Origin of the sequence: Bradyrhizobium sp. R2.2-H, assembly GCF_004346455.1 — a bacterium.
In the GTDB taxonomy this organism is placed as follows: domain Bacteria; phylum Pseudomonadota; class Alphaproteobacteria; order Rhizobiales; family Xanthobacteraceae; genus Bradyrhizobium; species Bradyrhizobium diversitatis.
This window is the reverse complement of sequence record NZ_SMBR01000019.1, coordinates 42,080-67,575: the sequence shown is the minus strand read 5'-3', so window position 1 is coordinate 67,575 and position 25,496 is coordinate 42,080. Positions and strand designations below refer to the sequence as shown.

Below are 25,496 nucleotides of genomic sequence, written 5' to 3'. Positions count from 1 at the left end.
TCGTGGTACGTAAAACATCTGTTGAACTAGGTCTCCGATGATGTTATACACATGTATAACAGGTTGGAGCGTAGGCCATGAAAATTGAGATCAAGAAGATTGGCAATTCAGACGGACTGCTGCTGCCACGCGAATTGATGCAGCGGCTCGATCTCAAGCGCGGGCAGCAATTGCACATCGTGGAATTGCCCGGCGGTGGCTTCCAGGCGCTGCCTTACGATCCCGACTTCGAGCGGACGATGGAAATCGCCGACGAGGTGATGGACAAGTATCGCGACACCCTCGCAGCGCTTGCAAAATAGTCGGCCATGCAATGAGCGATCCTCAGGAGCCGCTCTGGATCACTTACGAGCAGGCCGTCGCCATTCACAGCCGGCAACTCCGACGCTTCGGAGGCGCGCCTGGACTGCGTGACGAAGGCATGTTGCGGTCGGCGCTCGATCGCCCGACCAATAAATGGCGCTACGAGCAGGCGCCGTTGGACGAGCTTGCCGCAGCCTATGCATTCGGGCTCGCGAAGAACCATGCATTCGTCGACGGAAACAAGCGCATCGCCTTCATGGCGATGATGGTCTTCCTTCGCAAGAATGGCGTGGCGTTCAGTCCCGATCCGGCGGAAGCGACGACCATCATCCTCGCTCTCGCTGCCGGTGAAGTCAGCGAGGAGAGCCTCGCGCGCTGGATCCGCGACAATCTGGATTCCAAATGACCCGATTTGCGGGAAAACTCCGCCTCGGTGCCGTTGCCCTGTTCAAATCTTTAAGGTATCCCAGCCCGAGAATTCGACGTTCGACTGGGGACATTCATGGCTGACCATAGTGAAGTGGCGTACACCACCGCCGACGGCAACGACTATGTTGCCCACGAGCAGACCTATGAGGGCTTCATCAAACTGGTGAAGTACGGCACGGCCTCGGTCGCGCTCATCGTGATCCTGATGGCGATCTTCCTCACCTGACCCATCGACTGCCGCACCGCCAGCGTCGTCGGTGCCCATAAAATTTGCATTCAAGCCGGTCCCAAAACCGGTATCCAACGTTGCGGGAGTAACGCTAAGTTCGCGTGCGCGCTTTTTCCCGCGTCGCCGGAGGCCTCATGAAGATTGCCGTTGCCAAGGAAATCGATCCGTCGGAGCCGCGCGTCGCCGCTTCGCCTGACACGGTGAAGAAATTCAAAGCGCTCGGGGCCGAGATCGCCGTCGAGCCGGGTGCCGGCATCAAGTCGGGCCTGCCGGATTCCGAATTCACCGCGGCTGGCGCCACCGTCAGTGCCGACGCGCTCAAGGACGCGGACATCATCATCAAGGTGAAGCGCCCCGAGGCGTCCGAGCTCGCGCAGTACAAGCGCGGCGCGCTCGTCGTCGCGATCATGGATCCCTACGGCAACGACGCGGCGCTCAAGACGATGGCCGATGCCGGCATCTCTGCATTCGCCATGGAGCTGATGCCACGCATCACCCGCGCGCAGGTGATGGACGTGCTGTCCTCGCAGGCGAATCTCGCGGGCTACCGCGCCGTGATCGAGGGCGCCGAGGCGTTCGGCCGCGCCTTTCCGATGATGATGACCGCGGCCGGCACCGTGCCCGCGGCCAAGGTGTTCGTGATGGGCGTCGGCGTCGCCGGCCTCCAGGCGATCGCGACCGCGCGCCGTCTCGGCGCCGTCGTCACAGCCACGGACGTGCGTCCCGCCACCAAGGAGCAGGTCGAATCGCTCGGCGCGAAATTCCTCGCGGTCGAGGACGAGGAATTCAAGAACGCACAGACCGCCGGCGGCTACGCCAAGGAAATGTCGAAAGAATACCAGGCCAAGCAGGCCGCGCTCACCGCCGAGCACATCAAGAAGCAGGACATCGTGATCACGACCGCGCTGATTCCGGGCCGGCCGGCGCCCAAGCTCGTCAGCGCCGACATGGTCAGGTCGATGAAGCCGGGTTCGGTGCTGGTCGATCTCGCCGTCGAGCGCGGCGGCAATGTCGAGGGTGCGAAGCCGGGCGAGGTGGTCGACCTCGATGGCATCAAGATCGTCGGCTACACCAACGTCGCCGGCCGCGTCGCGGCTTCGGCTTCCAGCCTCTATGCCCGCAATCTGTTCTCCTTCATCGAGACCATGGTCGACAAGAAAGAGAAGAAGCTCGCCGTCAACTGGGACGACGAGCTGGTCAAGGCCACCGCGCTGACGAAAGACGGCGCCGTGATCCACCCGAACTTCCAGCCCAAATCATCTTAAATCGGGTTTAAGGAGAGCCGCCATGGAGCATGCAGCACAGCTCGTCGACCCCTTCATTTTCCAGCTGTCGATCTTCGTCCTCGCCGTCTTCGTCGGTTATTTCGTCGTCTGGTCGGTGACGCCGGCGCTGCATACGCCGCTGATGAGCGTCACCAACGCGATCTCCTCGGTGATCGTGGTCGGCGCGCTGCTCGCGGTGGGTGTCGGCATGATTTCGAGCGGCTCGGGCTGGGCGCGCGGCTTCGGCTTCGTCGCGCTCGTCTTCGCCTGCGTGAACATTTTCGGCGGCTTCCTCGTCACCCAGCGCATGCTGGCGATGTACAAGAAGAAGTCGAAGTGAGCGGCCACCTCGGGCTGAAGGGATCAATGGGGACCTGAGATGAGCGCCAATCTCTCTGCATTCTTGTATCTCGTGGCGGGGGTGCTGTTCATCCTGTCGCTGCGCGGGCTGTCGAGCCCGGCAACCTCGCGCCAGGGCAATCTGTTCGGCATGATCGGCATGGCGATCGCGGTCGCCACCACGCTCGCAAGCCATCCGCCGGCCGACGGCGTGGCGTGGATCCTCGTCATCCTCGCGGTCGCGATCGGCGGCGGCGTCGGCGCGGTGATCGCCCGCCGCGTGCCGATGACCTCGATGCCGGAACTGGTCGCCGCCTTCCACTCGCTGGTCGGCATGGCCGCAGTGCTGGTCGCGGCCGGCGCGTTCTACGCGCCGGAGGCCTTCGGCATCGGGACCCCCGGCAACATCCATCCGCAGAGCCTGGTCGAGATGTCGCTCGGCGTCGCCATCGGCGCGCTGACCTTCACCGGCTCGGTGATCGCGTTCCTGAAGCTGTCGGCGCGCATGAGCGGCGCGCCGATCATCCTGCCGTTCCGCCACATCATCAACATCGCGCTGGCCCTGGCGCTGGTGTTTTTCATCGTCGGCCTCGTGCTGTCAGGCAGCGCGTTCGACTTCTGGATGATCGTCATCCTCGCGCTGGCGCTCGGCGTGCTCATGATCATCCCGATCGGCGGCGCCGACATGCCGGTCGTGATCTCGATGCTGAACTCCTATTCCGGCTGGGCAGCGGCCGGCATCGGATTCACGCTCGGCAATTCCGCGCTGATCATCACCGGCGCGCTGGTCGGCTCCTCCGGCGCGATCCTGTCCTACATCATGTGCCACGCGATGAACCGGTCCTTCATCTCGGTCATCCTCGGCGGCTTCGGCGGCGAGACCGCCGCGGCCGGCGGGGGCAGCGGCGAGCAGAAGCCGGCCAAGCTCGGCTCGGCGGACGATGCAGCCTTCATCATGAAGAACGCCTCCAAGGTCATCATCGTGCCCGGTTACGGCATGGCGGTGGCGCAGGCGCAGCACGCGCTGCGCGAAATGGCCGACATGCTGAAGAAGGAAGGCGTCGAGGTGAAATACGCCATTCATCCGGTGGCCGGCCGCATGCCAGGCCACATGAACGTCCTGCTCGCGGAAGCCAACGTGCCCTATGACGAGGTGTTCGAGCTCGAGGACATCAACTCCGAATTCGCGCAGGCCGATATCGCCTTCGTGATCGGCGCCAACGACGTCACCAACCCCGCGGCCGAAGAGGACAAGTCCTCGCCGATCTACGGCATGCCGGTGCTCCAGGTCTGGAAGGCCGGCACCGTGATGTTCATCAAGCGCTCGCTCGCCTCGGGTTACGCGGGCATCGACAATCCGCTGTTCTACCGCGACAACACCATGATGCTGCTCGGCGACGCCAAGAAGGTCACGGAGAACATCGTCAAGGCGATGTAGCGCGAGACGCGCCGACCGTGACCATCAACGAGGAATGGCACCGGTCCCATCCCATGCCCCCCAAAGCGACGCGCGAGCAGCGCGTCGTCTGGCACGCTGCTCACAAGCAGGCGTGCGGATGCCGCGATGTTCCGGCGAGCCTTCGGACCGATGTCATGAAATTGCTGCGGAGCCGTCGCAAGCCGTAAGTCTCAATCGAGAGGCGGGTCGCGCAATGATGACCATCGTCAAGTGGATCGCCATTGCGCTGGTGACCGTCTATTGCGCAGGCCTCCTCGTGCTGTATGTCCGGCAGCGCGAGATGCTGTTTCCGATCCCGCCCGTCGGCCGCACCGCCCCTGATGCTGCCGGCCTTCCCGAGGCGGAAGAGCACGTGCTGACCACGTCAGACGGCGAGAGAATCGTCGTCTGGCACGTGCCGGCCAAGCCAGGTCATTCCGTGATTCTGTACTTCCCCGGCAATGGCGATTTTCTCGCCGGCCGCGTCAGCCGTTTCAAGGCGATGATCGCCGACGGCACCGGCCTCGTTGCCCTGTCGTATCGTGGCTATGCCGGCTCGAGCGGGACACCGAGCGAACGGGGCCTGCTGCGCGACGCCGCAGCCGCCTATGCTTTCACCACTGCGCGCTATGGAGCGGAACGCATTGTCGTCTGGGGCTTTTCGCTCGGGACGGGCGTGGCAGTTGCGCTCGCATCCGAGCTCCCGATCGGCAGGCTGATCCTGGAGGCGCCCTATACCTCGACGGTCGACATCGCTGCACTGGCATTCCGGTTCGTGCCGGTGCGCCTCCTGATGCGCGACCAGTTTCGTTCCGACGAACGGATCGCGCGCGTCACGGTGCCGCTGTTGGTGATGCATGGCACCAATGACCTTGTCATTTCGATCATGTTCGGAGAGCGTCTGTTCGCGCTCGCGCGCGAACCGAAGCAATTCGTTCGCTTTGCGGGTGGCGGACACGACAATCTCGACGCCTTCGGTGCGGTCGAAAAGGCAAGGCAATTCATTGGATACTAAACGGCTCGTCACGCGGCTCTGGAGCCAGGCCCTCGCCGCCATCCTGACATTGTTGCCGCATCAGGCGTGGGCTGCGACCGGGCTCGACGGCGCGGCGATGCGCTGGCCCTATGCGCTGCCCTTTGCCGGCCTGTTGCTGTCGATCGCACTGGGCCCGCTGTTGTTCGCAAAATTCTGGCACCACCATTACGGCAAGATCGCCGCGGCCTGGTCGCTGCTGGCGCTCGCCTCGCTCGTCATCTTTGCCGGCGGCATGGCGACGCTGGCGGCGCTCGTTCACGCCGTGCTCGCCGAATATCTCGGCTTCATCGTGCTGTTGTTCTCGCTCTATGTCGTGGCCGGCGGCGTCCTCATCACCGGGGACATCAAGGCGACACCGGCGACCAATGCCGGCATCCTCGCGCTTGGCACGTTGGGGGCGAGCCTCGTCGGCACCACGGGTGCCGCGATGATCCTGATCCGCCCCTTGATCCGCGCCAACCGGCTGCGCCGTCACAACACCCATGTCGTCGTCTTCTTCATCATCCTGGTGGCCAATGTCGGCGGCGCGCTGAGCCCGCTGGGCGATCCGCCGCTCTTCGTCGGATTCCTGCACGGCGTCGACTTCTTCTGGACCACGCAAACCATCTGGTTGCAGACCGCGATCGTGGCAGGACTGCTGCTCGCGATCTTCATCGCCGTCGACGTCTGGCATTTCCGCCGAGAGCCGCCACCCGGCGACGCCGGCCCTGCACAGCCGGTTCGCATCCGCGGCCTCGTCAATCTTGTGCTGATCGCGGCCATCGTTGCGAGCCTGCTGACCTCGGCGATGTGGAAGCCCGACGTGGCCTTCGACATTCTCGGCACCGAGCTGCACCTGGAGGAGGTCGCCCGCAATCTGGCGCTGCTGGCCATTGCGGCGCTGTCGGTGTGGCTGACGCCCGACGAGCACAGGCAGGCCAACGGCTTCACCTGGGAGCCCATCCGCGAGGTCGCGAAGCTGTTCGCCGGCATCTTCGTCGCCATCATCCCGGTCATTGCCATGCTCAATGCCGGCCATGACGGTGCGTTCGCATGGCTGCTTTCCGCCGTGACGGGGCCGGACGGCGCACCGCGCGAGGTCGCCTATTTCTGGTTCACCGGCCTGATGTCCGCGTTCCTCGACAATGCTCCGACCTATCTGTTGTTCTTCGAGCTCGCCGGCGGCGACCCGCAAGTGCTGATGCACGAGCTCTCGGGCACGCTTGCCTCGATCTCGATGGGGGCCGTCTACATGGGAGCGCTCACCTATATCGGCAACGCGCCGAACTTCATGGTGAGCAGCATTGCCAGCGAGAGCGGCATCAAAATGCCGAGCTTCTTCGGCTATTTCTTGCGCGCTGGCGCCGTACTGATCCCGCTGTTCCTGCTGCTGACGCTGCTGCCGGTGGCGCCGATCCTGCACTGGCATTGAATCTCGCGCCTGATTTGCTACTGCTCATTCAAGCAAATGGAAGAGGTGGATGAGCGCGCATAGTCCGATGCCCCGGTCGGCCTGGATCTTCCCGGGGCTGGCCGTGCTGCTGTTCGCAGCCGTCAGCGCGACGGACTATGTGTTCACGCTGTCGCTCGGCGGGCTCGTCTTCGCCGTCGTGCTCCTGGTCATCCTGTTCGGCACCGTGTTCGCCGCGGTTCATCATGCCGAAGTGATCGCGGAACGGGTCGGCGAACCCTATGGCACGCTGGTGCTGACGCTTTCGGTGACCATCATCGAGGTGGCGCTGATCACCACGATCATGCTGGGCGACAAGCCTGCCCCGGCACTGGCGCGCGACACCGTATTCGCCGTGGTCATGATCGTCTGCAACGGTCTCGTCGGCCTTTGCATCTTCATCGGCGGCCTGCGCTATCGCGAGCAGGGCTTCCAGCTCTCGGGGGCCAACGTCTATCTCAGCGTGCTGTTCGCGCTCGCGACCATCACGCTGATTCTGCCGAACTACACCACGACCGCGCCGGGGCCGGTCTATTCGGCGGTTCAGCTCGGTTTCGTCGACGTGGTCACGCTCGCACTGTACGGGGTGTTTCTCTACACCCAGACCGTCCTGCACAAGGATTACTTCGTTCATGAACGGGCCGAGGGCGAGGCCGGGGAGGCGCATCTGTCCGCCGGGGCGCTTGCGCTCACCTTGGCGCTGCTCCTGGTCTCGCTTCTGGCGGTCGTGCTACTGGCCAAGAAATTCTCGCTGGTGGTCGATGCCGTCGGCGCCAGGATCGGCGCGCCATCTGCCTTCGCCGGGCTTCTGGTCGCGCTGCTGATCCTGATGCCCGAGGGCGTGGCGGCGATCGCAGCGGCCCGCAGGAACGACCTCCAGAAGAGCATCAATCTCGCGCTCGGCTCGTCGCTGGCGACCATCGGTCTGACGATCCCTGCCGTCGGTGTCGCCACCTATGCGCTCGACAAGGAACTCGAACTCGGCCTGAACGCCCAGGGCAGCGTCCTTTTGCTGCTGACCTTCTTCCTGAGCATGCTGACCTTCGGCACGGGCAGGACCAATGTCCTGTTCGGACTGGTCCATATGGTGGTATTTGCCGTCTACGTGTTTATGGTTTTCGTGCCGTGAAGCGCTAAAGGAGAGTTTCGATGCTTGCCGCCAAGTCCGAGGTTCAGGTCGACAACGAGCAGGTCCGGGTGACCGAATGGCGGCTCGCCCCGGGTAGCGCTACCGGGCATCACACCCATGGGATGGACTACGTGATTGTTCCGGTCGTTGCCGGCGAGATGACCATCGTGGCGCCCGGTGGCGAACGGTCCAAGGCGCAGCTCGCCGCCGGAAAATCCTACTTCCGCAAGGCCGGCGTCCAACACGACGTACTTAACGAAACCTCAACTGAGATCGTGTTCCTTGAGATCGAGCTGAAGCCATAGATCCGGCGTTACCCTTTGCCATTGATCCGTCGCAGTTGATCCCTCACAATGCCCTAAAGTTCCCGCATCAGATCGCGCGGGGAGTGGCCGAGAATGCTGAAATACCTCGCTAAAATCTCGATGGATATTTTCCCCTCGGTGCTCGCGACGATCATCGGGGCGTACATCGTTAATCATTACATCAACGCCAAGCCGGCGGTTGATGCCCCCGCGGCCGTTGTTGCCCCCGCCGACGCCGGCCAGAACGGCAAGGCTGATGTTGCCAACCTCCCTGCGCCCGGCGTCAAGGCCAAGGGCATCGCCGAGAAGAACGTGACCGACAAGCCGGCAGCCGACAAGGCGGCCGATCATCAGCCGGTCGCCGAGCCCAAGGGGTCGAAGGCCGCCGAGAAGGCTCCGGATGTGGCGCCGGCTGAGAGCCCGCGCGCCAAGCCGTCCGCCCGCGAAAAGGCGGTCGCCAAGTCTACGCCGGCCGTGACCGCGCCTGCGCCGGTGGTCGAGGCCAATTCAGCGCCAGCTGCGGCCGCTCCGGCCGCAGCCCCCGATGCCAACGATCTCGTACGTGCCGCGATCGAGCGACTGCGGAAGTCGCCTGAGGGCAGGTCTGCTGCCGAGGCCAGATCTTCCGAAACCAAGCCTGTCGAGGTCAGGTCGTCCGAGGCCAAGCCAGCGGAGAGGTCCGCGGAGCCTGCGGTGCGGGAAGCCGCCCGCGCGCCGGAGGCCCCGCGGGTCGTTATTATGGAGCCGTCCACGGTCCGACCGCTGCCGCCGCCGATCACGGTATCGACGCCCTCGCCCGAGGCCTATGGCAATGGCGGCCCCAATCCGCCCTACACGGCCTCGGTCGGCAGCGACGATCCGAATCGGTTGACACCTCCGGCTGACATTCCCGTGCCGGCAATCGCGCCCCCGCTCGACCTGCGTGCCGATGCTGGTGCCTCCATGCCGCGGCCGAAGAAGGCCAATGTCGCCGACGAGATGCTCTCGGGCATGAAGTCGATGTTCAACTCCGTTCTGCCGAAAAGCACCACCCCCGATTAGGACTGCGTCCGCGCTGCGGCCGAACCGTCAGCCGCCGACGCGGGCGAGGCCGCTGCGGGCGGCGTCATCGCGTGGACGAAGCGCGACGGCCCTGGTGTAGGACGCTGCCGCCTTGGCCCTGTCGCCGAGCCGCTCATAGGCCTGCCCGCGCGTGGTCCAGACCTGGGCATTGTGCGGATCCGCCTCGGAGGCTTCATCGAGATCGGCCGCGGCCTCCTTGAGCTTGCCGATCGCGAGATAGCTGGTGGCGCGGCCGAGCAGAGGCTCGACCTTCTGCGGGTTGAGCCCGCTCGCGGCGCCGAAATCGGCGATCGCGAAGTTGTGCTGGTTATTGCCCTGGTAGATCAGGGCGCGGCCATAGAGTGCCTGCGCATTGTAGGGATCGAGCCCGACGGCGCGATTGAACTCGTCGAGCGCTGCCGCGGTCTCCCCTGACTTCGCCAGGGACTGGGCCTTTGCAGTGTGGGCCTGAGCTTCAGTGACGTTGCCGGCGCTCACCGTACTCTCGGCAGGCGCCTCTGCCTTGGGCGTCTCCTGGGGCTTGTCCTTCGCCGGCATCAACGATCCCAGATCGAAGGAGCAGCCGCATAGCGCGATCCCCATCAAACCCAACGCGAGCGGCTGCTGCCAGATCCGGCGTCGCCACGCCAAGCTGCGCTGAGGGAATGGGGGAGCCATCTACGGTTCGCTCGCGCTAAAGCATGATCCGGCAAGGTGTGCCGCGGTTTCCTCTCGCGACAAACGCGGAACGCGTTTGCGCGGAGATCGTGCTCAAACAACTACCTAAAGCGCGATGACCATTCATCCAATCTTATCGCGCTTTAGCGCCGCATCGGTTGTGCCCCGTCCCGCGAAGGCACCGCTCACAAACAATAACGCGGGCCAAGGGCCCGCGTCATCGAAAACCGATATCTTAAAGGTTCGGCAAATCAGCGCGGTCCGCGCGGACCTGCACCGGGGCCGCCACGACCGCCGCGATCACCGCCCGGGCCTGCGCCGAACACCGGCTTCGGCTTCATCGGCAGCAGGCCTTCGCGCTGCAGCTTCTTGCGGGCCAGCTTGCGCGCGCGGCGCACGGCTTCGGCCTTTTCGCGGGCCTTCTTTTCGGAGGGCTTCTCGTAGTGACCGCGGAGCTTCATCTCGCGGAAAATGCCCTCGCGCTGCATCTTCTTCTTCAGCGCCTTGAGAGCTTGATCGACGTTGTTATCGCGAACGAGAACCTGCACGCGGCATCCTCTTCAGTGGATCGGATTTGAATTCTGGTAAGTCAAAGGGGATGGCAAAAAGCCGGGCGCCCTTGGCCTTGAGGGCGCGGATGTATCAGACAAAACCTTGGATGTCCACCGGCCAAGCGGGTTTTCGGGCCAAGTTCGGCCATTAAATGCGGCGAAAATACCTCCATGCGGCCCCGATTTGGGCGATTCGACGCCAATGGCGAGGCCGCGACCGGAGCTTTGTTCCGGAATCTCGAAATCAGGGGACCACAATGGACATGAAAAAATATGCTGCCGAAGCCATCGGCACCTTCTGGCTCACATTCGCAGGTTGTGGCAGCGCAGTGATCGCGGCCGGCTTCCCCCAGGTCGGAATCGGTCTGGTCGGCGTGTCCCTGGCTTTCGGCCTGAGCGTCGTCACCATGGCCTACGCGATCGGCCACATCTCGGGCTGCCATCTCAACCCGGCTGTCACGGTCGGCCTTGCCGCCGGCGGGCGCTTTCCGGCCGGACAGATCCTGCCCTACGTGATCGCCCAGGTGGTGGGCGCGGTCGTTGCCGCGTGGCTCCTCTATGTCATCGCGAGCGGGGCGCCCGGATTCGACGTCAGCAAGGGCTTTGCCTCCAACGGCTATGATGCGCATTCGCCTGGCCAGTACAGCATGATGGTGTGCTTCCTCACCGAGGTGGTGATGACCATGATGTTCCTGTTCATCATCATGGGTGCCACCCATGGCCGCGCGCCGGCGGGCTTCGCACCGCTCGCGATCGGCCTCGCGCTGGTGATGATCCATCTCGTCAGCATTCCCGTCACCAACACCTCGGTGAACCCGGCGCGCAGCACGGGCCCGGCACTGTTCGTCGGCGGCTGGGCGCTGTCGCAACTCTGGCTGTTCTGGGTTGCACCGCTGATCGGCGGCGCGCTGGGCGGGGTGATCTATCGCTGGCTCAGCGAGGAGCCCGCCGGCGTCGTTGCGGGCGTGAAGACCGCGTGATCGCAAAACGGGATCGCGGCTAGCAGCTGCGGTCCCCTCATTCGCCCTGTGGCGGCCGGACTTCGGTGACATGGCCCATCTTGCGGCCGGGGCGCGCTGCGCCCTTGCCATAGATGTGCACGGTCGCGCCCGGCACGCTCAGCCACCTTTCGTAGTCGTTGATCTCGTCGCCGATCAGGTTGGTCATGGTGACGACTTCGCCGTGGCGCACGGGCTTGCCGAGCGGCCAGCCGGCGATGGCGCGGATGTGCTGCTCGAACTGCGAGACCGAGGCGCCATCGAGCGTCCAGTGCCCGGAATTGTGCACGCGCGGAGCGATCTCGTTGACCAGCACCTTCGGTCCGGTGCCATTGGCGAGCACGAACATCTCGACGGCGAGCACGCCGACATAGTCGAGCGCGCCTGCGATCTTTCCGGCGATGCTGCGCGCTTCCTCGGCGAGCGCATCCGGAATCGGCGCGGGCGCGCGCGATATCTTCAGGATGTGGTCGCGGTGCTCGTTCTCGGTGACGTCGAAACATTCGACCTCGCCTGCGGCCGAGCGCGCGGCGATCACGGAAATCTCGCGCTCGAACGGCACGAAGGCCTCCAGGATCGCCGATTTGGTGGCGAGGCTGGTCCACACCTTCGCGATGTCGTCGCCGTCGCGGATCATGACCTGGCCCTTGCCGTCATAACCGAAGCGGCGGGTTTTCAGCACGGCCGGAAGGCCGATCCTGGCGATCGCCTCGCGCAGGGAAGGGACGGAGGTGACGTCGGCATAGGCTGCGGTTCCGATGCCGAGCCGCGTGACGAAATCCTTCTCGGCAAGACGGTCCTGGGTGGTCTCGAGGATCTTGCGGTTGGGTAGCACGGGTCGGCGCGCATCCAGCACCATCGCGGCTGCCGCGGGCACGTTCTCGAATTCATAGGTGATGACGTCGACGTCGTTCGCGAACAGCTCGAGCGCTTCGACATCGGCATATTCGGCGCAGGTCGCGTTCAGCACGACGTCGAAGGCCGGCGAATCCGGATCGGGCGAGAACACCTGACAGCGCAGGCCGAGCCGGGCCGCAGCCATGGCCAGCATCCGCCCCAATTGTCCGCCGCCGAGGATTCCGATGGTGTCACCGGGCTTCAGCTTCACATGCCTGGTGTCGGTCACGCCTTGTCCTCCGGGCGCTCGGCGACCGTCTCAGTTTGCGCCTTGCGCCAGGCGGCAAGGCGATCGGACAAGGCCGGGTCGGACAATGCCAGCACGGCGGCCGCCAGCAGCGCGGCGTTGATCGCACCGGCCTTGCCGATGGCGAGGGTGCCGACCGGGACACCCGCCGGCATCTGGACGATCGAATAGAGCGAATCGACGCCCTTGAGCGTCTTGGATTCGACGGGAACGCCGAATACCGGGAGTTCCGTCAGTGCCGCCGCCATGCCGGGCAGATGTGCAGCCCCACCGGCGCCCGCGATGATGACCTGGTAACCCGCAGCCTTGGCGCCCTTGGCGAAAGCAAACAGCCGGTCGGGCGTGCGATGTGCCGAGACGACGCGGCTGTCGGCGGCAATGCCGAGCGCGTCAAGCGTGTCGGCAGCATGCCGCATCGTGTCCCAGTCCGACTGGCTTCCCATGATGATGGCGATCGGCGCGGTCATGACGTTAATTGTGCCCGGAAAAACAGAAAGATAGGCCAGATTTACGGTTCCGGCCGGCGGCTCGCAAGGCGGTGGCAAGGAGAAGGGAATCCACTATCCTGTCTTGGTGAATCCCCGCAAGCCTTCATTGAGCAGGATGCCCATGAAGAAACCAAGAAGGGCGAGCGCTGCGAAGGCCAAAAAGGGCCGGAAGACCAGCGCCAGCCGATCCGCCCCCAAACGGGTGACCAAGCGTCCGGCGAAGCCGCCCCGGCGCGCCGCCTCGGGCGATGGTGGGGCCAAGGAAAACGTCAGGGCGACAATCCGGGGCCTGCGAACCAAGCTCAAGGAGGCGCAACTCCGGGTCGCGGAACTGGAAGCTGTGGCCGACACCGATTTCCTGCTCGCGATTCCCAACCGGCGCGGCTTCGAGCGCGAGCTTGCGCGCGCCATCGCCTATATGAAGCGCTACCGCGCCAGCGGGGCACTGATCGTGCTCGACGTCGATCGGCTCAAGCCGATCAACGATTCGTTCGGTCATGCCGCCGGCGACGAGGTGCTCAGGGCGATCGTCGCCACGCTGACGCGACAGGTCCGTGCCTCCGACGTGGTCGGCCGGCTCGGGGGCGACGAGTTCGCCCTCCTGCTTTGGAATCTCAGTGAGACGGACGCCAAGGCGAAGGCCGTGGCCTTCGAGCAGGCGATCGACGAATTGTCCTTCGTCTTTCGCGGCCAGCACGTGACCGCGGGCGCTTCCGCCGGCGTCGCGCTGCTGGGGGCGCAGTCCGACGCCGGCCGCGCCCTGGAGGAGGCGGACGCCGCCATGTACGTGCGCAAGGCCTGTCGGCGGCACGAGCCGCAGATCAGGCTGGTCAGCAGCTGAGCTTACAGTGTCCCCAGATCTTCCGGCACGTTGCCGAATTTGCGCAGCAGCCTGGCGTCGCCGAATTCGCCGGTCACGGGATCGCCGCTGCGGCTGAATGCGACCGCGCCGATGTGGCCGGCACCGTGGGCCAATATCTCGGCGCGCCGCAGCGCCGCAGTCGAGGTCTGGCATTCCTCGGCAGTGCCCGCGACCGGCGAGCCGTCTGCATCGATCAAGAAGGGCATTGCAACGTAGTAGGTCACATCCGACATGGCGTTGCTCCGGTTGTTGAAAATCAGGCGGCGCTACTCTTGCTCCGCATCTTGCTGCGCGAGGTCTCCGGAATGCAGCCGGCGGAAATCGCCGCCTGTAATTCCTCCAGCTCGGTTTCCAGATATTCATTGGCCATGATCAGCGCTTTGATCGTGCTGCGCAGATTGCCGTCGCACATCGCGATCGCCTGATCGCAGGCCTGTTCATAATGGCTGTTGTCGAGAAGGGGCGTTGCCGACATCTGCGTTGTCCTCGTGTCGTGGCTTTGCATTTCGGAGGTTTGGGCGCTCCAAAATGTTCCTATTTTGTTCTTATTGAGTCAAGCGGATTCATGTGGGCCAGCCGCGGTGCCGCCGGTCACGGATCAGGCGATGATGTCTGGGGTAATCTGGTCTTCGATGAACGCGATGCGGTCACGCAACAACAGCTTGCGCTTCTTCAACCGCTGTAACCGCAATAGGTCGGGGGCGGGCGATTGATGCAGTGCATCGATCGCGGCGTCCAGATCTCGGTGTTCCTGCTGCAACCGGGTGAGCTCGGCTTCGAGCTCACGCTCGTCTTCATTGGTCATGTCTGCGGTGGCCGAAAACCGATAAGCGTGAGATTAAGGCTGTGGATGCCTTGTGGAAATTATCGTCCTTGCGCGGCGTGATCGCAAGCGATCTGCGATCCCCGCTCGCCGATCTCCCGCAAGATATTTCTGCAGGCGGGTGCGGCGTCGCGCAGGCGCATTGATATCACGGATTTTTCCCGCGCGGTTCCCCTAGTCACGCTTCGTTACATATGAACTTTCAAAAATGACACTGCGACGACGGATACCCATCGACAGAACGGATCGCTGATGTAGACTTGCTTGTCCGGATCGAATCCTGAGGTTCAACCCTACCGAGGAGGTTTCGAATGACAATTCAGGCACATCTTGTTGAATTGGAACGGAAGCACAAACTTCTCGAAAACGAATTGCACGAAGCTCTCGTGCACCTTTCAACAGACGACCTGCAAATTGTTGAGTTGAAGCGCCGGAAGTTGATGGTCAAGGACCAGATCGAGCGTCTGAAGCACGGCGATACGCTCCACTAGCGACCCCCGTAACATCGTAGAGTTGATCACATCCTTTCACGCAGGGATGAGAGCATTCGTGCTCATCCCTGCTGCAAGATGGCGCAAGACGTCTGTCTGGCGCCAGCTTTGTCGGGACCGTTTTCTCGACGCCAACCGTCATCCACCTCGCGCGAACACGCGCTAGATGTCTGCGAGCTCGGCGACGTGATCGGCGATCGCGAGCGACGACGTCAGTCCCGGGGATTCGATGCCGAACAGGTTGATCAGGCCTGCGACGCCGTGATCGTGCGGGCCCTGCATCAAGAAGTCCTGCGTGGCCACGGCCGGCGGCACGATCTTCGGGCGGATGCCCGAATAGCTCGGCATCAGCGCGCCATCGGGCAGCGTCGGCCAGTATTTGCGGATCGCCGGATAGAAGCGCTCGGCGCGTGACGGATCGACCTCGTAGTCGATCGTCTCGATCCATTCGACGTCGGGCCCGAAACGTGCCTGCCCCGCCATGTCCAGCGTCAGATGGACCCCTAGCCCGCCGGGCTCGGGCACCGGATAGATCAGGCGCGAGAACGGCGCCCTGGCGTTGCAGCTGAAGTAATTGCCCTTGGCGAGATAGGCCGGTGGAATCCGGTCCAGCGGCATGCCGTCGATGTTGCGCGCGACATTCGTCGCCGACAGCCCCGCGGCGTTTACGAGGAGGCTGCATTGCAGCGTCATCGGCGCCTCGCCGCCGGCCTCGACCTCGATGACGCCGGCAGTCGCCTTGGCGCGGATCAGCGGGGTGTGAAACGCGAAGGCCGCGCCGGCGTCCTCGGCCTCGCCGCGCAGCGAGAGCATGTAGGCGTGGCTGTCGATGATGCCCGTTGACGGTGACAGCAGCGCAGCATCGCAGGCGAGCGCCGGCTCCAGCGCCCGCGCGGCCTCCCCCGTGAGCAGCTGCATGTCGAGCACGCCATTGGCCTCGGCATGCGCCTTGATCGATTGCAGCTTCTCGGTTTCCTTCGCACTGGTCGCAACGATCAGCTTGCCGCAATTCTTGTGGGGGATGCCGCGCTCGGCGCAGTAACGGTAGAGCGCGTGCTTGCCGCTGACGCACATGCGCGCCATCCAGCTCCCGGCGCGATAGTAGATGCCGGCATGGATCACCTCACTGTTGCGCGAGGAGGTGACGGTGCCAATGGCCTCCGCTGCCTCGAGCACGATGACCTCGCGCCCGGCCTGGGCGAGCTTCCGGGCCACCGCGAGCCCGACCACGCCGGCTCCGATGACAATGCAATCGACCCTATCCATGGTTGCGCAGAATGTTCGCTGGAGGTGCCGGTGGCATTGGAGCCGAGAACGAGGGCGAGGGCCCGTTTTCCATTAAGCAAGCATTTATCATGTCAGGGCAATTGCCGATTTTAGCGTCGCATTTTTCTGTTGCGCCTACAGGCGTTTACCCGATCCAAACCCGCGAGGCCAGACAATCCGACGTTGAAATCGCGGGTGGCTGATGGCTGAGAAGAACTGGCAGGTGGGCAGCGCGCTTCTGATTGCTGTGCAGGCCGTCGTATGCCTGGCCGGTGCGGTCACGCCTGTGCGTGCCTTTGCGCTATCGGACAGCTCTGCTCCGGGCGATCTCACCAAGCTCGATCCCAACGTGATCTGGGAAGCCCTGATTGCGGTCATCGTCGTGTGCTCGTTCCTCGCCGCGATCGCGCTGTGGATCCATTCCTCGCTGCGCCGGACCAGGCGTCTGCAGTTGCGGCGGAACGCCTTCATCTCCTCCGCCATGAACAATCTCAACCAGGGCGTGGTGATGACGGATGCGCAGCGCCGCATCATCTTCTGCAACGATCGCTATCTCGAGATCTATGGCCTGACGCGATCCGACCTCCGGCCCAACATGACCGGCTACGACATCTTGAGGTTGCGCCGCGAGCGCGGAGTGCTCGGCGTCACCGATGACGAATTTTACCAGAAGGCCGCAAGCGCCAATGGTCTGATCACGGAACTGCCCGACGGACGGGCGATCCTGGTGAAATATTTCGTTCTGCCGAACGGCGGCTCGGTGGCGACGCATCTCGACGTCAGCGAGCAGCGCAGGCTGTCGCGGCAGCTTGCCTCGACCAAGCAATTCCTGGAATCGGTGCTGGACCATGTGCCGGCCTGCGTGGCAGCCAAGAACATGGACGGCTGCTACATCTTCGCGAACAGCGCCTATGAACGGTTCTGGGGTTTGTCGCGGGACTTCGCCGTCGGCAGGAATGCGCGGGAGCTGTTTGCGCCGAGCTCGGCGTCCAGCATCGAGGCGGCCGACGAGGCGGCGCTCAATTCGCCGGATGGCCAATATCGCAATGAGTTCGAGGTCGACCGTGCCGGTGTGCGGCGCATGGTCGCCTCGGTCCGGATCGTGGTCCGCAACGAGAGCAACAAGCCCGAATTTCTGCTCATCGTGTTCGAGGACATCACCGACCGCCGCTCGCTGTCGCAGGAGCTGGAGAGCACCAAGAAGTTCCTCGAGCTCGTGGTCGACAACATCCCGGTCGCGCTGATCGTGGAACAGGTCAAGGACGGCCGCTATCTGCTCGCCAACCGCAGCGCGGAGACGATCCTCAACCGCAGGCGCGAGGAAACCACCGGCCTGACCGCCTCCGACATCTTCAACGCCAAGGAAGCCAAGCTGATCATCGCGCGCGATGAGGCCGCGATCAAGAAGCGCGGGATGATCACCGAGGAGCATCCGATCTCCACCAAGGACGGCCTGCGGCTGTTCCTCACCCGCCGCGCCACCGTGCTCAATGATGCCGGCGAACCGCAATATCTGATCAAGACACACGAGGACGTCACCGACCGCCGCCAGACCGAGTCGCGCATGGCGCACATGGCCTATCACGACGGCCTCACCGATCTGCCGAACCGCGCCGCCTTCCTCCAGGCGCTGACCCAGATGATCGAGGCCTGCGAAGGCACCGGCGAGGAGTTCGCCGTGCTCTGCGTCGACCTCGACGGCCTCAAGGAGGTCAACGACGTCTTCGGCCATGCGCTCGGCGACAAGCTCCTGATCGAGGTGGCCCATCGGCTCCAGGACTCCGCGCGCGGCGGCGTGGTGGCGCGCCTGTCGGGCGACGAGTTCGGCCTGATCATCGACGGCAAGCAGCCTGAGGCGGGCCTCGCACTGGCGCGGCAGATCGGCGAAGCCGTCGCCCGGGAATTCCAGATCGACGGCCGGCCGGTCCGCGCCGGCATCACCACGGGCATGTCGGTCTTCCCGCACAATGGCACCGATGGCGCCTCGCTGCTTGCCAATGCCGGCGCGGCGCTGTTCCGCGCCAAGCAGAAATCGCGCGGCACGATCAGCCTCTACCAGCCGGAGATGGACCAGCAGATCCGCGATCGCCGCGTGCTGCATCAGGACCTCTCGATGGCGGTCAAGAACGGCGAGCTCTCGCTCGCCTTCCAGCCGCAGGGGGCCGCGGGCCACAGCGTTGCCGAGAGCGAGATCATCGGCTTCGAGGCGCTGGCGCGCTGGCAGCATCCGGTGCGCGGCCAGGTTTCGCCCGCCGAATTCATTCCGATCGCCGAGGAGAGCGGCCTGATCGTCGAGATGGGCGAGTGGATCCTGCGCGAGGCCTGCCGCGAGGCGGCGTCCTGGCCGAAGCCGCTCCAGGTCGCGGTCAATCTGTCGCCGGCGCAGTTCATGCACGGTGACGTGGTCGGACTGGTCCATTCGATCCTGATCGAGACGGGCCTTGCACCGGGCCGGCTCGAGCTCGAGATCACCGAGGGCGTGCTGATCGAGGATTTCGATCGCGGCCTTGCGTTGCTGCGCCGCCTGAAGGCGCTTGGCGTGCGCATTTCCATGGACGATTTCGGAAGCGGTTACTCCTCGCTCAGCTACCTCCAGGCGTTCCCGTTCGACAAGATCAAGATCGACCGCGCCTTCATCACCAATCTTGGCCGCAATCCGCAATCGGCGGCGATCGTGCGGGCGGTGATTGATCTCGGCCACGGCCTCGATATGTCGATCATCGCCGAAGGCGTCGAGACGGTGGACCAGCTCGCCTTCCTCGCCAAGGAGGGCTGCGACGGCGTGCAGGGCTATCTGTTCGGCAAGCCGCTGCCGATCGGGAAATATGCCGGCCTCGTCGGTCGCGCCGAAGCCATGGAGCTTGCGCTGAAGACCGGCTAGTTATGGGAGTGCTTCGCTCCCATTCGACGGCTTCATGGCGGATTACGACCTCGCGATCATCGGCGGTGGCCTGAACGGCGTCAGCCTCGCGCGCGATGCGGCAGGTCGCGGCCTGCGGGTTATCCTCTTCGAGCAGGGCGATCTCGCAGGCGCGGCATCGTCGGCAACACCGCGGTTGATCCACGGCGATATCTCGGTGCTGGAGCGCCGCGGCTTCTGGCGGGTGCGCCGGGCTCTGGCCGAGCGCCGGACCTGGCTCCGGATCGCGCCGCATCTGGTCCGGCCGATGCGCTTCGTTGTTCCCGCGCATGCGGATGAGCGTCCACCATGGCTGCTGCGTGCCGGTCTGTTCCTCTATGACAGCCTCGCCAGCCGGAGCGGCCTGCCTGGGTCGGCGACCCTCGACATCACTCATCACCCGGTCGGCAACGCGCTGAAGCGCCCTTTCGGCACGGCGTTCGAATATTCGGACTGCGTCGTCGACGATTCCCGCCTCGTGGTGCTCACGGCGATGGATGCGGCCGAACGTGGCGCGGCGATCCGGACCGGGGCACGCTGCGTCCGTGCCGATCGAACCGACATCTGGCGGCTCGCCGTGGTCGATCGCGGCCATCGCCGTACCATCACGACCCGGGCGCTGGCCAACACGAGCGGGGCCTGGACGCCATTGGTTGCGGAGACCGTGCTGCGGCATCCGCAGCCCGCCATGGCCGCCACGCAGATGAGCCAGATCATCGTGCCGCGGCTGTTCGAGTCCGATAACGTCTACGTCTTCCAGAACAGCGACGGCCGGCTGATCTTCGCGAGCCCGTTCGAGCGCGACTTCACCCTGATCGGCACGGTGACGCGTGATTTCACCGGAGATCCCGCGATCGTGGCGATGGCCGGATCCGACGTCAGCTATCTCTGCGAAGCGGCCAGCCGCTATTTCCGCGAGCGCATCGTTCCGGTCGACGTGGTCCGGACGGTCTCTGGCGTCAATTTGAGGCCGGCGTCGGTGCGAGGAGGTGACGGCACGACCCTGTTCCACGCGCGCCGGCGCAAGGCGCCGCTGCTCACGATGTTCGGCGGCGATGTCACCACGTCGCGCCTGCGCGCGGAGCGTGCGGTGACGAAGCTGACGCCGTTCCATCCGATCTCGCCGCCCTGGACCGCGGGCGCAGCGCTGCCGGGTGGAGATTTCGCTTGGGACCGTTTCGACACCGAGGTCGACCGCGCACGCGAGCGCTGGTGGTTCCTCTCGGAGCCGCAGGCCCGGCGCCTGGTTGCGGTCTATGGCTCGCGATTGCCGGCGGTGCTCGGGGACGCCAAGACCCGCGACGATCTCGGCCCTGCCTTCGGCCCCGAGCTGACCGGCGCCGAGGTGCGATACCTGATGAGCCGCGAATGGGCGCGCTTCCCCGAGGACGTCCTGTGGCGTCGCTCCAAGCTCGGCCTGACCATGCCCGCGGCGGACCGTGACGCGCTGGCGGCGTTCATGGCGGATGTGAACGATTCATCCCGAACTGGTTGAGCTAGGGACGATCGGCCGCTAGCGTGCGGCGGAATCGGGGTTGGCGGGGACCATGACGGACGAGTTGCCCAGAACAGACACCGCGGCCAGTGCGGCCGGTGGAGATCCGTATCCGGCGGCAGGGCAGCCGCTGCTGCGGATCGAGGGCGTCGCCAAGACGTTCGGGACGTTCCGCGCCGTGGATGGCGTCTCACTCGATATCAAGGCCGGCGAGTTTTTCGCACTGCTCGGTCCGAGCGGCTGCGGCAAGACCACGCTCTTGCGCATGCTAGCCGGCTTCGAGGCGCCGGACGAGGGACGCATCCTGCTCGGCGGCAAGGACATCGCGCAGGCGCTGCCGCACGAGCGCCCGGTCAACATGATGTTCCAGAACTACGCGCTGTTCCCGCATCTGTCGGTGCGCGACAACATCGCCTTCGGCCTGAAGCGCGCAGGCATGCCGCGCGCCGAGATCACCACCCGCGTGGCCGAAATGGTCGCGCTGGTGAAGCTCGAAGGGCTCGAGAAGCGCAAGCCGGATCAGCTCTCGGGCGGCGAGCGCCAGCGCGTGGCGCTGGCCCGCGCGCTGGCGCGCCGGCCGCAACTGCTGCTGCTCGACGAGCCGCTCGCAGCCCTCGACAAGAAGCTGCGCGAGAGCACGCAAGGCGAGCTGATGGAGCTGCAGCGGCGGCTCGGCATGACCTTCATCATCGTCACCCACGATCAGGAGGAGGCGATGACGATGGCGAGCCGGATCGGCGTGATGAAGGCCGGCAAGCTCGCCCAGGTCGCGAGCCCCCGCGAGCTCTACGAAGCACCGCGCTCGCGCTGGATCGCGGAGTTCGTCGGCGACATCAATCTGTTCGACGGCGAGTCCAAATTGCGCGACGGTCACCGTCTGGTCATCGGCACGCGTGATGCGGGTGCGCTGGTGGTGGCCGAGCCGCGCGAGCCGGTCGGCGCGGGAAGATTGGCTGTCGCGATCCGCCCCGAAAAAGTCAAGCTGTCGCGCCGCGGTCCTGTGAGCGAGGCCGGTCGTGAAACGGCGATCAACCGGCTCGACGGTGTCATCGCCGACATCTGCTATCTCGGCGGCACCACCACCTACAAGGTGAAGCTCGACACCGGCGGGACGGTGCAGGCTTCGGTCGCCAACAGCGCACGCATCGACGTCGACGCCTACAGCCTGAACCAGCACGTCGTTGCCTGGTTCACGCCCGACGATTGCGTGGTGCTGCCGTCATGAGCTCCCGCCGGATCTTCGCGCGGCCGGCGCGCTTTGCCGCGATCGCACCCTATGTCTGGATGGTGCTGTTCTTCCTGGTGCCGTTCGCCTTCGTGCTGAAGATCAGCCTGTCGCAGACGGCGATCGCACAGCCGCCCTACGAACCGGTCTTCGACCTGACGGCGGGATGGGACGCGCTCAAGGGCGCCTTTGCCGCGCTATCAATCGACAATTTCAGACTGCTCGTCTCCGACGACATCTATGTGTTCGCCTATGTGCGCAGCCTCACCGTCGCGATGATCGCGACTGCGCTGCTGCTTTTGATCGGCTATCCCATCGCCTATGGCATGGCGCGGCTGCCGAAGCGCTGGCAGGCGGTGGCGATGGTGCTGGTGATCGTGCCGTTCTGGACCTCGTTCCTGATCCGCATCTATGCCTGGATCAACATCCTCCAGCATGACGGCCTGCTCAACCAGATACTGCTGGCGTTGCACCTGGTCAGCCAGCCCGTGGTGTGGCTCTCCACCGACACCGCGATGTATATCGGCATCGTCTATTCCTATTTGCCGTTCATGATCCTGCCGCTCTACGCCACCCTCGCCAAAATGGAGCCGGCGCTGGAGGAGGCGGCCGGCGATCTCGGCGCGCCGCCGTGGCAGGTGTTCTGGCTCGTCACCTTTCCGCTGTCGCTACCCGGCGTCGGCGCCGGCGTGCTGCTGTGCTTCATCCCGATCGTCGGCGAATTCGTCATTCCCGACCTTCTGGCCGGCTCCAATTCGCTGATGATCGGCCAGACCCTGTGGCTCGAATTCTTCACCAACAAGGACTGGCCGGTCGCCTCTGCCGCGGCGATCGTGCTGCTGGTGGTGCTGCTGCTGCCGCTGCTGCTGTACGAACGGCTGCAGAAGCGGCAGCTCGAACATGGGCGGTGAGGCGATGCGCAAGATCTCCCGCCTGTCCCGTTTCAACATCGCCTCGCTCGCGCTCGGCCTGGCATTCCTCTATCTGCCGATCCTGATCCTCGTCATCTATTCCTTCAACGCCTCGCGCCTGGTGACGGTGTGGGGCGGCTGGTCGCTGCGCTGGTATCACGAGTTCTTCAACGACCGCGCCATGATCGAGGCGGCCTGGATGAGCCTGCGGGTCGCGGTTGCCTCCGCGACCATCGCGACGCTGCTCGGGACGCTCGCCGCGGTGGCGCTATCGCGCGGCGAGCGGTTCCGCGGTCGCACGCTGTTCTCCGGCATGCTCTATGCGCCGCTGGTGATGCCGGAGGTGATCACCGGATTGTCGCTGCTGCTGTTGTTCGTGGCGCTGAACGCCGAGCGCGGCTTCTGGACCGTGACGATCGCCCATACAACGCTGACGATGTGCTTCGTTGCCGTGGTGGTGCAGTCCCGGCTCGGCTCGCTCGATCGTTCGCTCGAGGAGGCCGCGATGGACCTCGGCTGCAATCCTGTCCGTGCCTTTGTTTCGGTGACGCTGCCGCTGATCGCCCCCGCGATCGTCGCAGGCTGGATGCTGGCCTTCACGCTGTCGCTGGACGATCTCGTGATCGCGAGCTTCACCACGGGCCCCGGCTCGGCGACGCTGCCGATCCGGATCTATTCGGAGGTCAGGCTCGGCGTGAAGCCCGAGATCAACGCGATCTGCACGCTGGTGATCGCCCTGATCGCGGTCGTCATCGTCATCGCCTCGCTGGCTTCAAAGCTATCGAGCTCGCAGGGCGAGAGCGCGGCGCCGCTGTAGGAGAGAGCGTCATTCCGGGGCGATGCGAAGCATCGAACCCGGAATCTCGAGATTCCGGGTCTGGTCCTTCGGACCATCCCGGAATGACAGCCTATTTAAGACTTCACCGCACCCGCCGTGAGCCCGCCCACCATGTAGCGGCGGAAGGCGTAGTAGACCGCGGCCGGCGGCAGCGCGTAGATGAAGCCCGTGGTCATCAGCAGTTCCCACGGCGAATCGTCGGCCGCAAGGAAGTTGCCGAGCGCGACGGGGAGGGTGATCTCGCGGTCGTTCGAGAGCAGCAGGAACGCGTAGAGATACTCGTTCCAGGCGAGCAGCACCGCATAGGTGCCGATCGCGACCAGCGAGGGCATCATCAGTGGCAGGTAGACCAGGCGGAAGATCTGCAGCGTCGTGGCACCGTCCATCACGGCGGCTTCGTCCAGCTCGACCGGCAGCTTGTCGGAGGCCTGCTTGAGCACCCAGATCGCGTAGGGGCTGGCGATCGTCACCATCGCCAGGATCAGCGACCAGTGATTGTTGAGCAGGCCGTAATTGCCCATGGTGCGGTACATCGGCACGGCGAGGAACGCCGCGGGAATGAAATAAGTGAAGAGCGCGAGGTTCAACACCGTGCGCCCGCCCGGCACCTTCAGCCGCGAGATCGAGAACGCCGCCGCCGTCGCGATGAACAGTGTCAGCACGCCGACGGAGACCGCGATCACGGTCGAATTCCAGAACTGGATGTAGAAGTCGCGCAGGAAGTAATGCTGCTGTTTGAACACGATCTCGAAATTGTGCAGCGTCGGGTGATCCGGCCACAGCTTGCCCGAGAACGCGTCCTCCTTCGGGGAGATCGCGAACAGGAACATGTGATAGATCGGGATCATCGTCCAAAGGAAGACGGGAATGCCGATCAGCAGCAGCCGCGCTTCGGTTCCGACTTCGCGCCAAGTAAATTCTCTTACGCCGGGGAGCTTCATCGCGACAACCGTTTCATCATGAAGTACACGAGCGGCAGGACGAACGGCATCGCGCAGGCGATCGATGCCATGGCCAGCGAGAGCTGGTCGAGCCGGAGATAGCGGATGCCGAGCGTCGCCAGCACGTGCGTGAGGTCGGCCGGGCCGCCGCCGGTGAGCAGGTAGACGCTGTTGAAATCGCCGAGCGTCCAGATCATCGAGAGCAGCGTGCAGGTGACGTAGAGCGTCTGCATCGACGGCCAGGTGATGTAGCGGAATTTTTGCCACCAGCTCGCGCCGTCGACCTCGGCGGCCTCGAACAGATCGTGCGAGATCGCGAGGCGCCCGGTGATCAGGATCAGCGTCCAGAACGGCAGCGACTTCCAGATGTGCACGGCGATCGCCATGGTCAGCGCCACGGTCGGATCGTTCAGCCAGTTCGGGCCGTCATCGCCGGTCAAGGAGAAGATGTAGTGGTTGATCATGCCCCATTCGGGATTGAGCATGAAGCGCACCGACAGGATGGTCGGGATCGACGGCACCGCCCAGGGCAGGATGAAGATCACCGAGAGCCATTTGATCCAGGTGCGCTGCTGGGCGAAGAAGCCGGACAGGAACAGCGCGATCAGCATCTTGATGTTGATGCCGATGACCAGGAAGATCAGCGTGTTGACCGCGGCGCGCGCAAAGATCGGATCATTGTAGAGCGCCACATAATTCGACGGGGCCCGCGCCAGCCACAGCCCGTAGCAGACGGGATAGACGACGAAGGCAAGGAAAACGAGCAGATAGGGCGCGAGCAGGATGATGCCCCAGACCTGCGCCGGGGTCAGCCGCGACGACAAGGGCGGGCCGGGGATTGCCTGATCGCCAGAGAGCGTGATCGCCATTCTTTCGAACTCTTCAAAGAGAAGCCGGCCGCGAAACGCGGCCGGTGTTGTTCTTACATCCTCTCCCCGCAGCG

Annotated in this window: 29 protein-coding genes; 19 read left to right on the top strand and 10 right to left on the bottom strand. The window is 64.5% G+C overall.

Translation table 11 applies throughout. The features are described from left to right. The first annotated feature begins 77 nt into the window (after positions 1-77). The 11 genes from EDE08_RS34140 to EDE08_RS34095 all read left to right on the top strand — a co-directional run bounded on the left by EDE08_RS34140 (position 78) and on the right by EDE08_RS34095 (position 8,943). Positions 78-302 (top strand): AbrB/MazE/SpoVT family DNA-binding domain-containing protein, encoded by a 225-nt coding sequence (locus EDE08_RS34140; RefSeq protein ID WP_027545558.1) that lies wholly within the window; start codon positions 78-80, stop codon positions 300-302. Between the two features lie 11 nt (positions 303-313). Continuing rightward, positions 314-709 carry a type II toxin-antitoxin system death-on-curing family toxin gene (locus EDE08_RS34135; RefSeq protein WP_131873940.1) on the top strand — a complete coding sequence of 132 codons (396 nt, stop codon included), beginning with the start codon at positions 314-316 and terminating at the stop codon, positions 707-709. A 96-nt stretch (positions 710-805) separates the two neighbouring features. Then, a complete protein-coding gene (locus EDE08_RS34130; RefSeq protein WP_008136857.1) occupies positions 806-958 on the top strand; it encodes an aa3-type cytochrome c oxidase subunit IV in 153 nt (50 codons plus the stop codon). Between the two features lie 137 nt (positions 959-1,095). Continuing rightward, a complete protein-coding gene (locus EDE08_RS34125) occupies positions 1,096-2,226 on the top strand; it encodes a Re/Si-specific NAD(P)(+) transhydrogenase subunit alpha (protein WP_131873941.1) in 1,131 nt (376 codons plus the stop codon). A 22-nt stretch (positions 2,227-2,248) separates the two neighbouring features. Further along, positions 2,249-2,566 (top strand): proton-translocating transhydrogenase family protein, encoded by a 318-nt coding sequence (locus EDE08_RS34120; protein WP_028180801.1) that lies wholly within the window; start codon positions 2,249-2,251, stop codon positions 2,564-2,566. Positions 2,567-2,605: 39 nt separating this feature from the next. Further along, a complete protein-coding gene (locus EDE08_RS34115) occupies positions 2,606-4,003 on the top strand; it encodes an NAD(P)(+) transhydrogenase (Re/Si-specific) subunit beta (protein WP_131873943.1) in 1,398 nt (465 codons plus the stop codon). Positions 4,004-4,220: 217 nt separating this feature from the next. Continuing rightward, positions 4,221-5,018: an alpha/beta hydrolase gene (locus EDE08_RS38740; RefSeq protein ID WP_165936329.1), complete on the top strand. Its 798-nt coding sequence runs from the start codon at positions 4,221-4,223 to the stop codon at positions 5,016-5,018. A gap of 97 nt (positions 5,019-5,115) precedes the next feature. Beyond that, complete coding sequence (locus EDE08_RS34110; protein WP_165936328.1) at positions 5,116-6,450, top strand: sodium:proton antiporter; 1,335 nt, start codon at positions 5,116-5,118, stop codon at positions 6,448-6,450. A gap of 49 nt (positions 6,451-6,499) precedes the next feature. Next, entirely contained in the window at positions 6,500-7,597 is a 1,098-nt protein-coding gene (locus EDE08_RS34105) for a calcium:cation antiporter (RefSeq protein ID WP_131873947.1), read from the top strand. A 20-nt stretch (positions 7,598-7,617) separates the two neighbouring features. Beyond that, complete coding sequence (locus EDE08_RS34100) at positions 7,618-7,902, top strand: cupin domain-containing protein (RefSeq protein ID WP_014492439.1); 285 nt, start codon at positions 7,618-7,620, stop codon at positions 7,900-7,902. A gap of 93 nt (positions 7,903-7,995) precedes the next feature. Next, positions 7,996-8,943 (top strand): hypothetical protein, encoded by a 948-nt coding sequence (locus EDE08_RS34095; RefSeq protein WP_131873949.1) that lies wholly within the window; start codon positions 7,996-7,998, stop codon positions 8,941-8,943. A 27-nt stretch (positions 8,944-8,970) separates the two neighbouring features. Here the strand turns inward: EDE08_RS34095 and EDE08_RS34090 are convergent, their stop codons facing one another. Next, positions 8,971-9,621 carry a tetratricopeptide repeat protein gene (locus tag EDE08_RS34090; RefSeq protein WP_131873951.1) on the bottom strand — a complete coding sequence of 217 codons (651 nt, stop codon included), beginning with the start codon at positions 9,619-9,621 and terminating at the stop codon, positions 8,971-8,973. A gap of 251 nt (positions 9,622-9,872) precedes the next feature. Next, positions 9,873-10,169, bottom strand: coding sequence for a 30S ribosomal protein S21 (rpsU, locus tag EDE08_RS34085; protein ID WP_008546194.1), 297 nt, complete (start codon positions 10,167-10,169; stop codon positions 9,873-9,875). Between the two features lie 260 nt (positions 10,170-10,429). Here rpsU and aqpZ point away from each other — a divergent pair, with 260 nt between their 5' ends. Next, positions 10,430-11,152 carry an aquaporin Z gene (gene aqpZ, locus EDE08_RS34080; RefSeq protein WP_131873953.1) on the top strand — a complete coding sequence of 241 codons (723 nt, stop codon included), beginning with the start codon at positions 10,430-10,432 and terminating at the stop codon, positions 11,150-11,152. Between the two features lie 37 nt (positions 11,153-11,189). On the opposite strand, the gene EDE08_RS34075 is transcribed toward aqpZ, so the two are convergent. Further along, positions 11,190-12,296 carry a 5-(carboxyamino)imidazole ribonucleotide synthase gene (locus tag EDE08_RS34075; protein WP_131873955.1) on the bottom strand — a complete coding sequence of 369 codons (1,107 nt, stop codon included), beginning with the start codon at positions 12,294-12,296 and terminating at the stop codon, positions 11,190-11,192. After that, entirely contained in the window at positions 12,293-12,781 is a 489-nt protein-coding gene (gene purE / locus EDE08_RS34070; protein WP_131873957.1) for a 5-(carboxyamino)imidazole ribonucleotide mutase, read from the bottom strand. The genes EDE08_RS34075 and purE overlap by 4 nt, the downstream gene beginning before the upstream one ends. Positions 12,782-12,923: 142 nt before the next feature. Here purE and EDE08_RS34065 point away from each other — a divergent pair, with 142 nt between their 5' ends. Continuing rightward, positions 12,924-13,643 carry a GGDEF domain-containing protein gene (locus tag EDE08_RS34065; RefSeq protein WP_165936324.1) on the top strand — a complete coding sequence of 240 codons (720 nt, stop codon included), beginning with the start codon at positions 12,924-12,926 and terminating at the stop codon, positions 13,641-13,643. 2 nt (positions 13,644-13,645) lie between these two features. Here the strand turns inward: EDE08_RS34065 and EDE08_RS34060 are convergent, their stop codons facing one another. From EDE08_RS34060 to EDE08_RS34050, 3 genes are all read right to left on the bottom strand, one after another. Further along, positions 13,646-13,897, bottom strand: a complete 252-nt coding sequence (locus EDE08_RS34060) for a hypothetical protein (protein WP_028181614.1) — start codon at positions 13,895-13,897, stop codon at positions 13,646-13,648. A 23-nt stretch (positions 13,898-13,920) separates the two neighbouring features. Continuing rightward, entirely contained in the window at positions 13,921-14,139 is a 219-nt protein-coding gene (locus tag EDE08_RS34055) for a hypothetical protein (protein WP_028181615.1), read from the bottom strand. A gap of 123 nt (positions 14,140-14,262) precedes the next feature. Continuing rightward, positions 14,263-14,469 carry a YdcH family protein gene (locus tag EDE08_RS34050; RefSeq protein ID WP_008546179.1) on the bottom strand — a complete coding sequence of 69 codons (207 nt, stop codon included), beginning with the start codon at positions 14,467-14,469 and terminating at the stop codon, positions 14,263-14,265. Between the two features lie 329 nt (positions 14,470-14,798). Here EDE08_RS34050 and EDE08_RS34045 point away from each other — a divergent pair, with 329 nt between their 5' ends. Beyond that, complete coding sequence (locus tag EDE08_RS34045) at positions 14,799-14,978, top strand: YdcH family protein (protein WP_061880823.1); 180 nt, start codon at positions 14,799-14,801, stop codon at positions 14,976-14,978. 162 nt (positions 14,979-15,140) lie between these two features. On the opposite strand, the gene EDE08_RS34040 is transcribed toward EDE08_RS34045, so the two are convergent. Then, a complete protein-coding gene (locus EDE08_RS34040) occupies positions 15,141-16,244 on the bottom strand; it encodes an NAD(P)/FAD-dependent oxidoreductase (RefSeq protein WP_131873961.1) in 1,104 nt (367 codons plus the stop codon). 202 nt (positions 16,245-16,446) lie between these two features. Here EDE08_RS34040 and EDE08_RS34035 point away from each other — a divergent pair, with 202 nt between their 5' ends. The 5 genes from EDE08_RS34035 to EDE08_RS34015 are packed head-to-tail and all read left to right on the top strand — an operon-like array spanning position 16,447 to position 23,591. Next, positions 16,447-19,125 (top strand): sensor domain-containing protein, encoded by a 2,679-nt coding sequence (locus EDE08_RS34035; RefSeq protein WP_131873963.1) that lies wholly within the window; start codon positions 16,447-16,449, stop codon positions 19,123-19,125. 34 nt (positions 19,126-19,159) lie between these two features. After that, positions 19,160-20,638: a glycerol-3-phosphate dehydrogenase gene (locus EDE08_RS34030; RefSeq protein ID WP_131873965.1), complete on the top strand. Its 1,479-nt coding sequence runs from the start codon at positions 19,160-19,162 to the stop codon at positions 20,636-20,638. 52 nt (positions 20,639-20,690) lie between these two features. Further along, positions 20,691-21,863 (top strand): ABC transporter ATP-binding protein, encoded by a 1,173-nt coding sequence (locus tag EDE08_RS34025; RefSeq protein WP_131873967.1) that lies wholly within the window; start codon positions 20,691-20,693, stop codon positions 21,861-21,863. Beyond that, on the top strand, positions 21,860-22,774 hold the full coding sequence (locus tag EDE08_RS34020; RefSeq protein ID WP_131873969.1) for an ABC transporter permease: 915 nt from the start codon (positions 21,860-21,862) through the stop codon (positions 22,772-22,774). Before EDE08_RS34025 ends, EDE08_RS34020 begins: the two co-directional genes overlap by 4 nt. Positions 22,775-22,778: 4 nt before the next feature. Continuing rightward, a complete protein-coding gene (locus tag EDE08_RS34015; protein ID WP_131873971.1) occupies positions 22,779-23,591 on the top strand; it encodes an ABC transporter permease in 813 nt (270 codons plus the stop codon). Between the two features lie 95 nt (positions 23,592-23,686). Here EDE08_RS34015 and EDE08_RS34010 read toward each other — a convergent pair whose 3' ends face one another. After that, positions 23,687-24,553 carry a carbohydrate ABC transporter permease gene (locus tag EDE08_RS34010; protein WP_131873973.1) on the bottom strand — a complete coding sequence of 289 codons (867 nt, stop codon included), beginning with the start codon at positions 24,551-24,553 and terminating at the stop codon, positions 23,687-23,689. Beyond that, positions 24,550-25,422, bottom strand: coding sequence for a carbohydrate ABC transporter permease (locus EDE08_RS34005; RefSeq protein ID WP_131873975.1), 873 nt, complete (start codon positions 25,420-25,422; stop codon positions 24,550-24,552). Before EDE08_RS34005 ends, EDE08_RS34010 begins: the two co-directional genes overlap by 4 nt. Between the last annotated feature and the right edge of the window lie 74 nt (positions 25,423-25,496).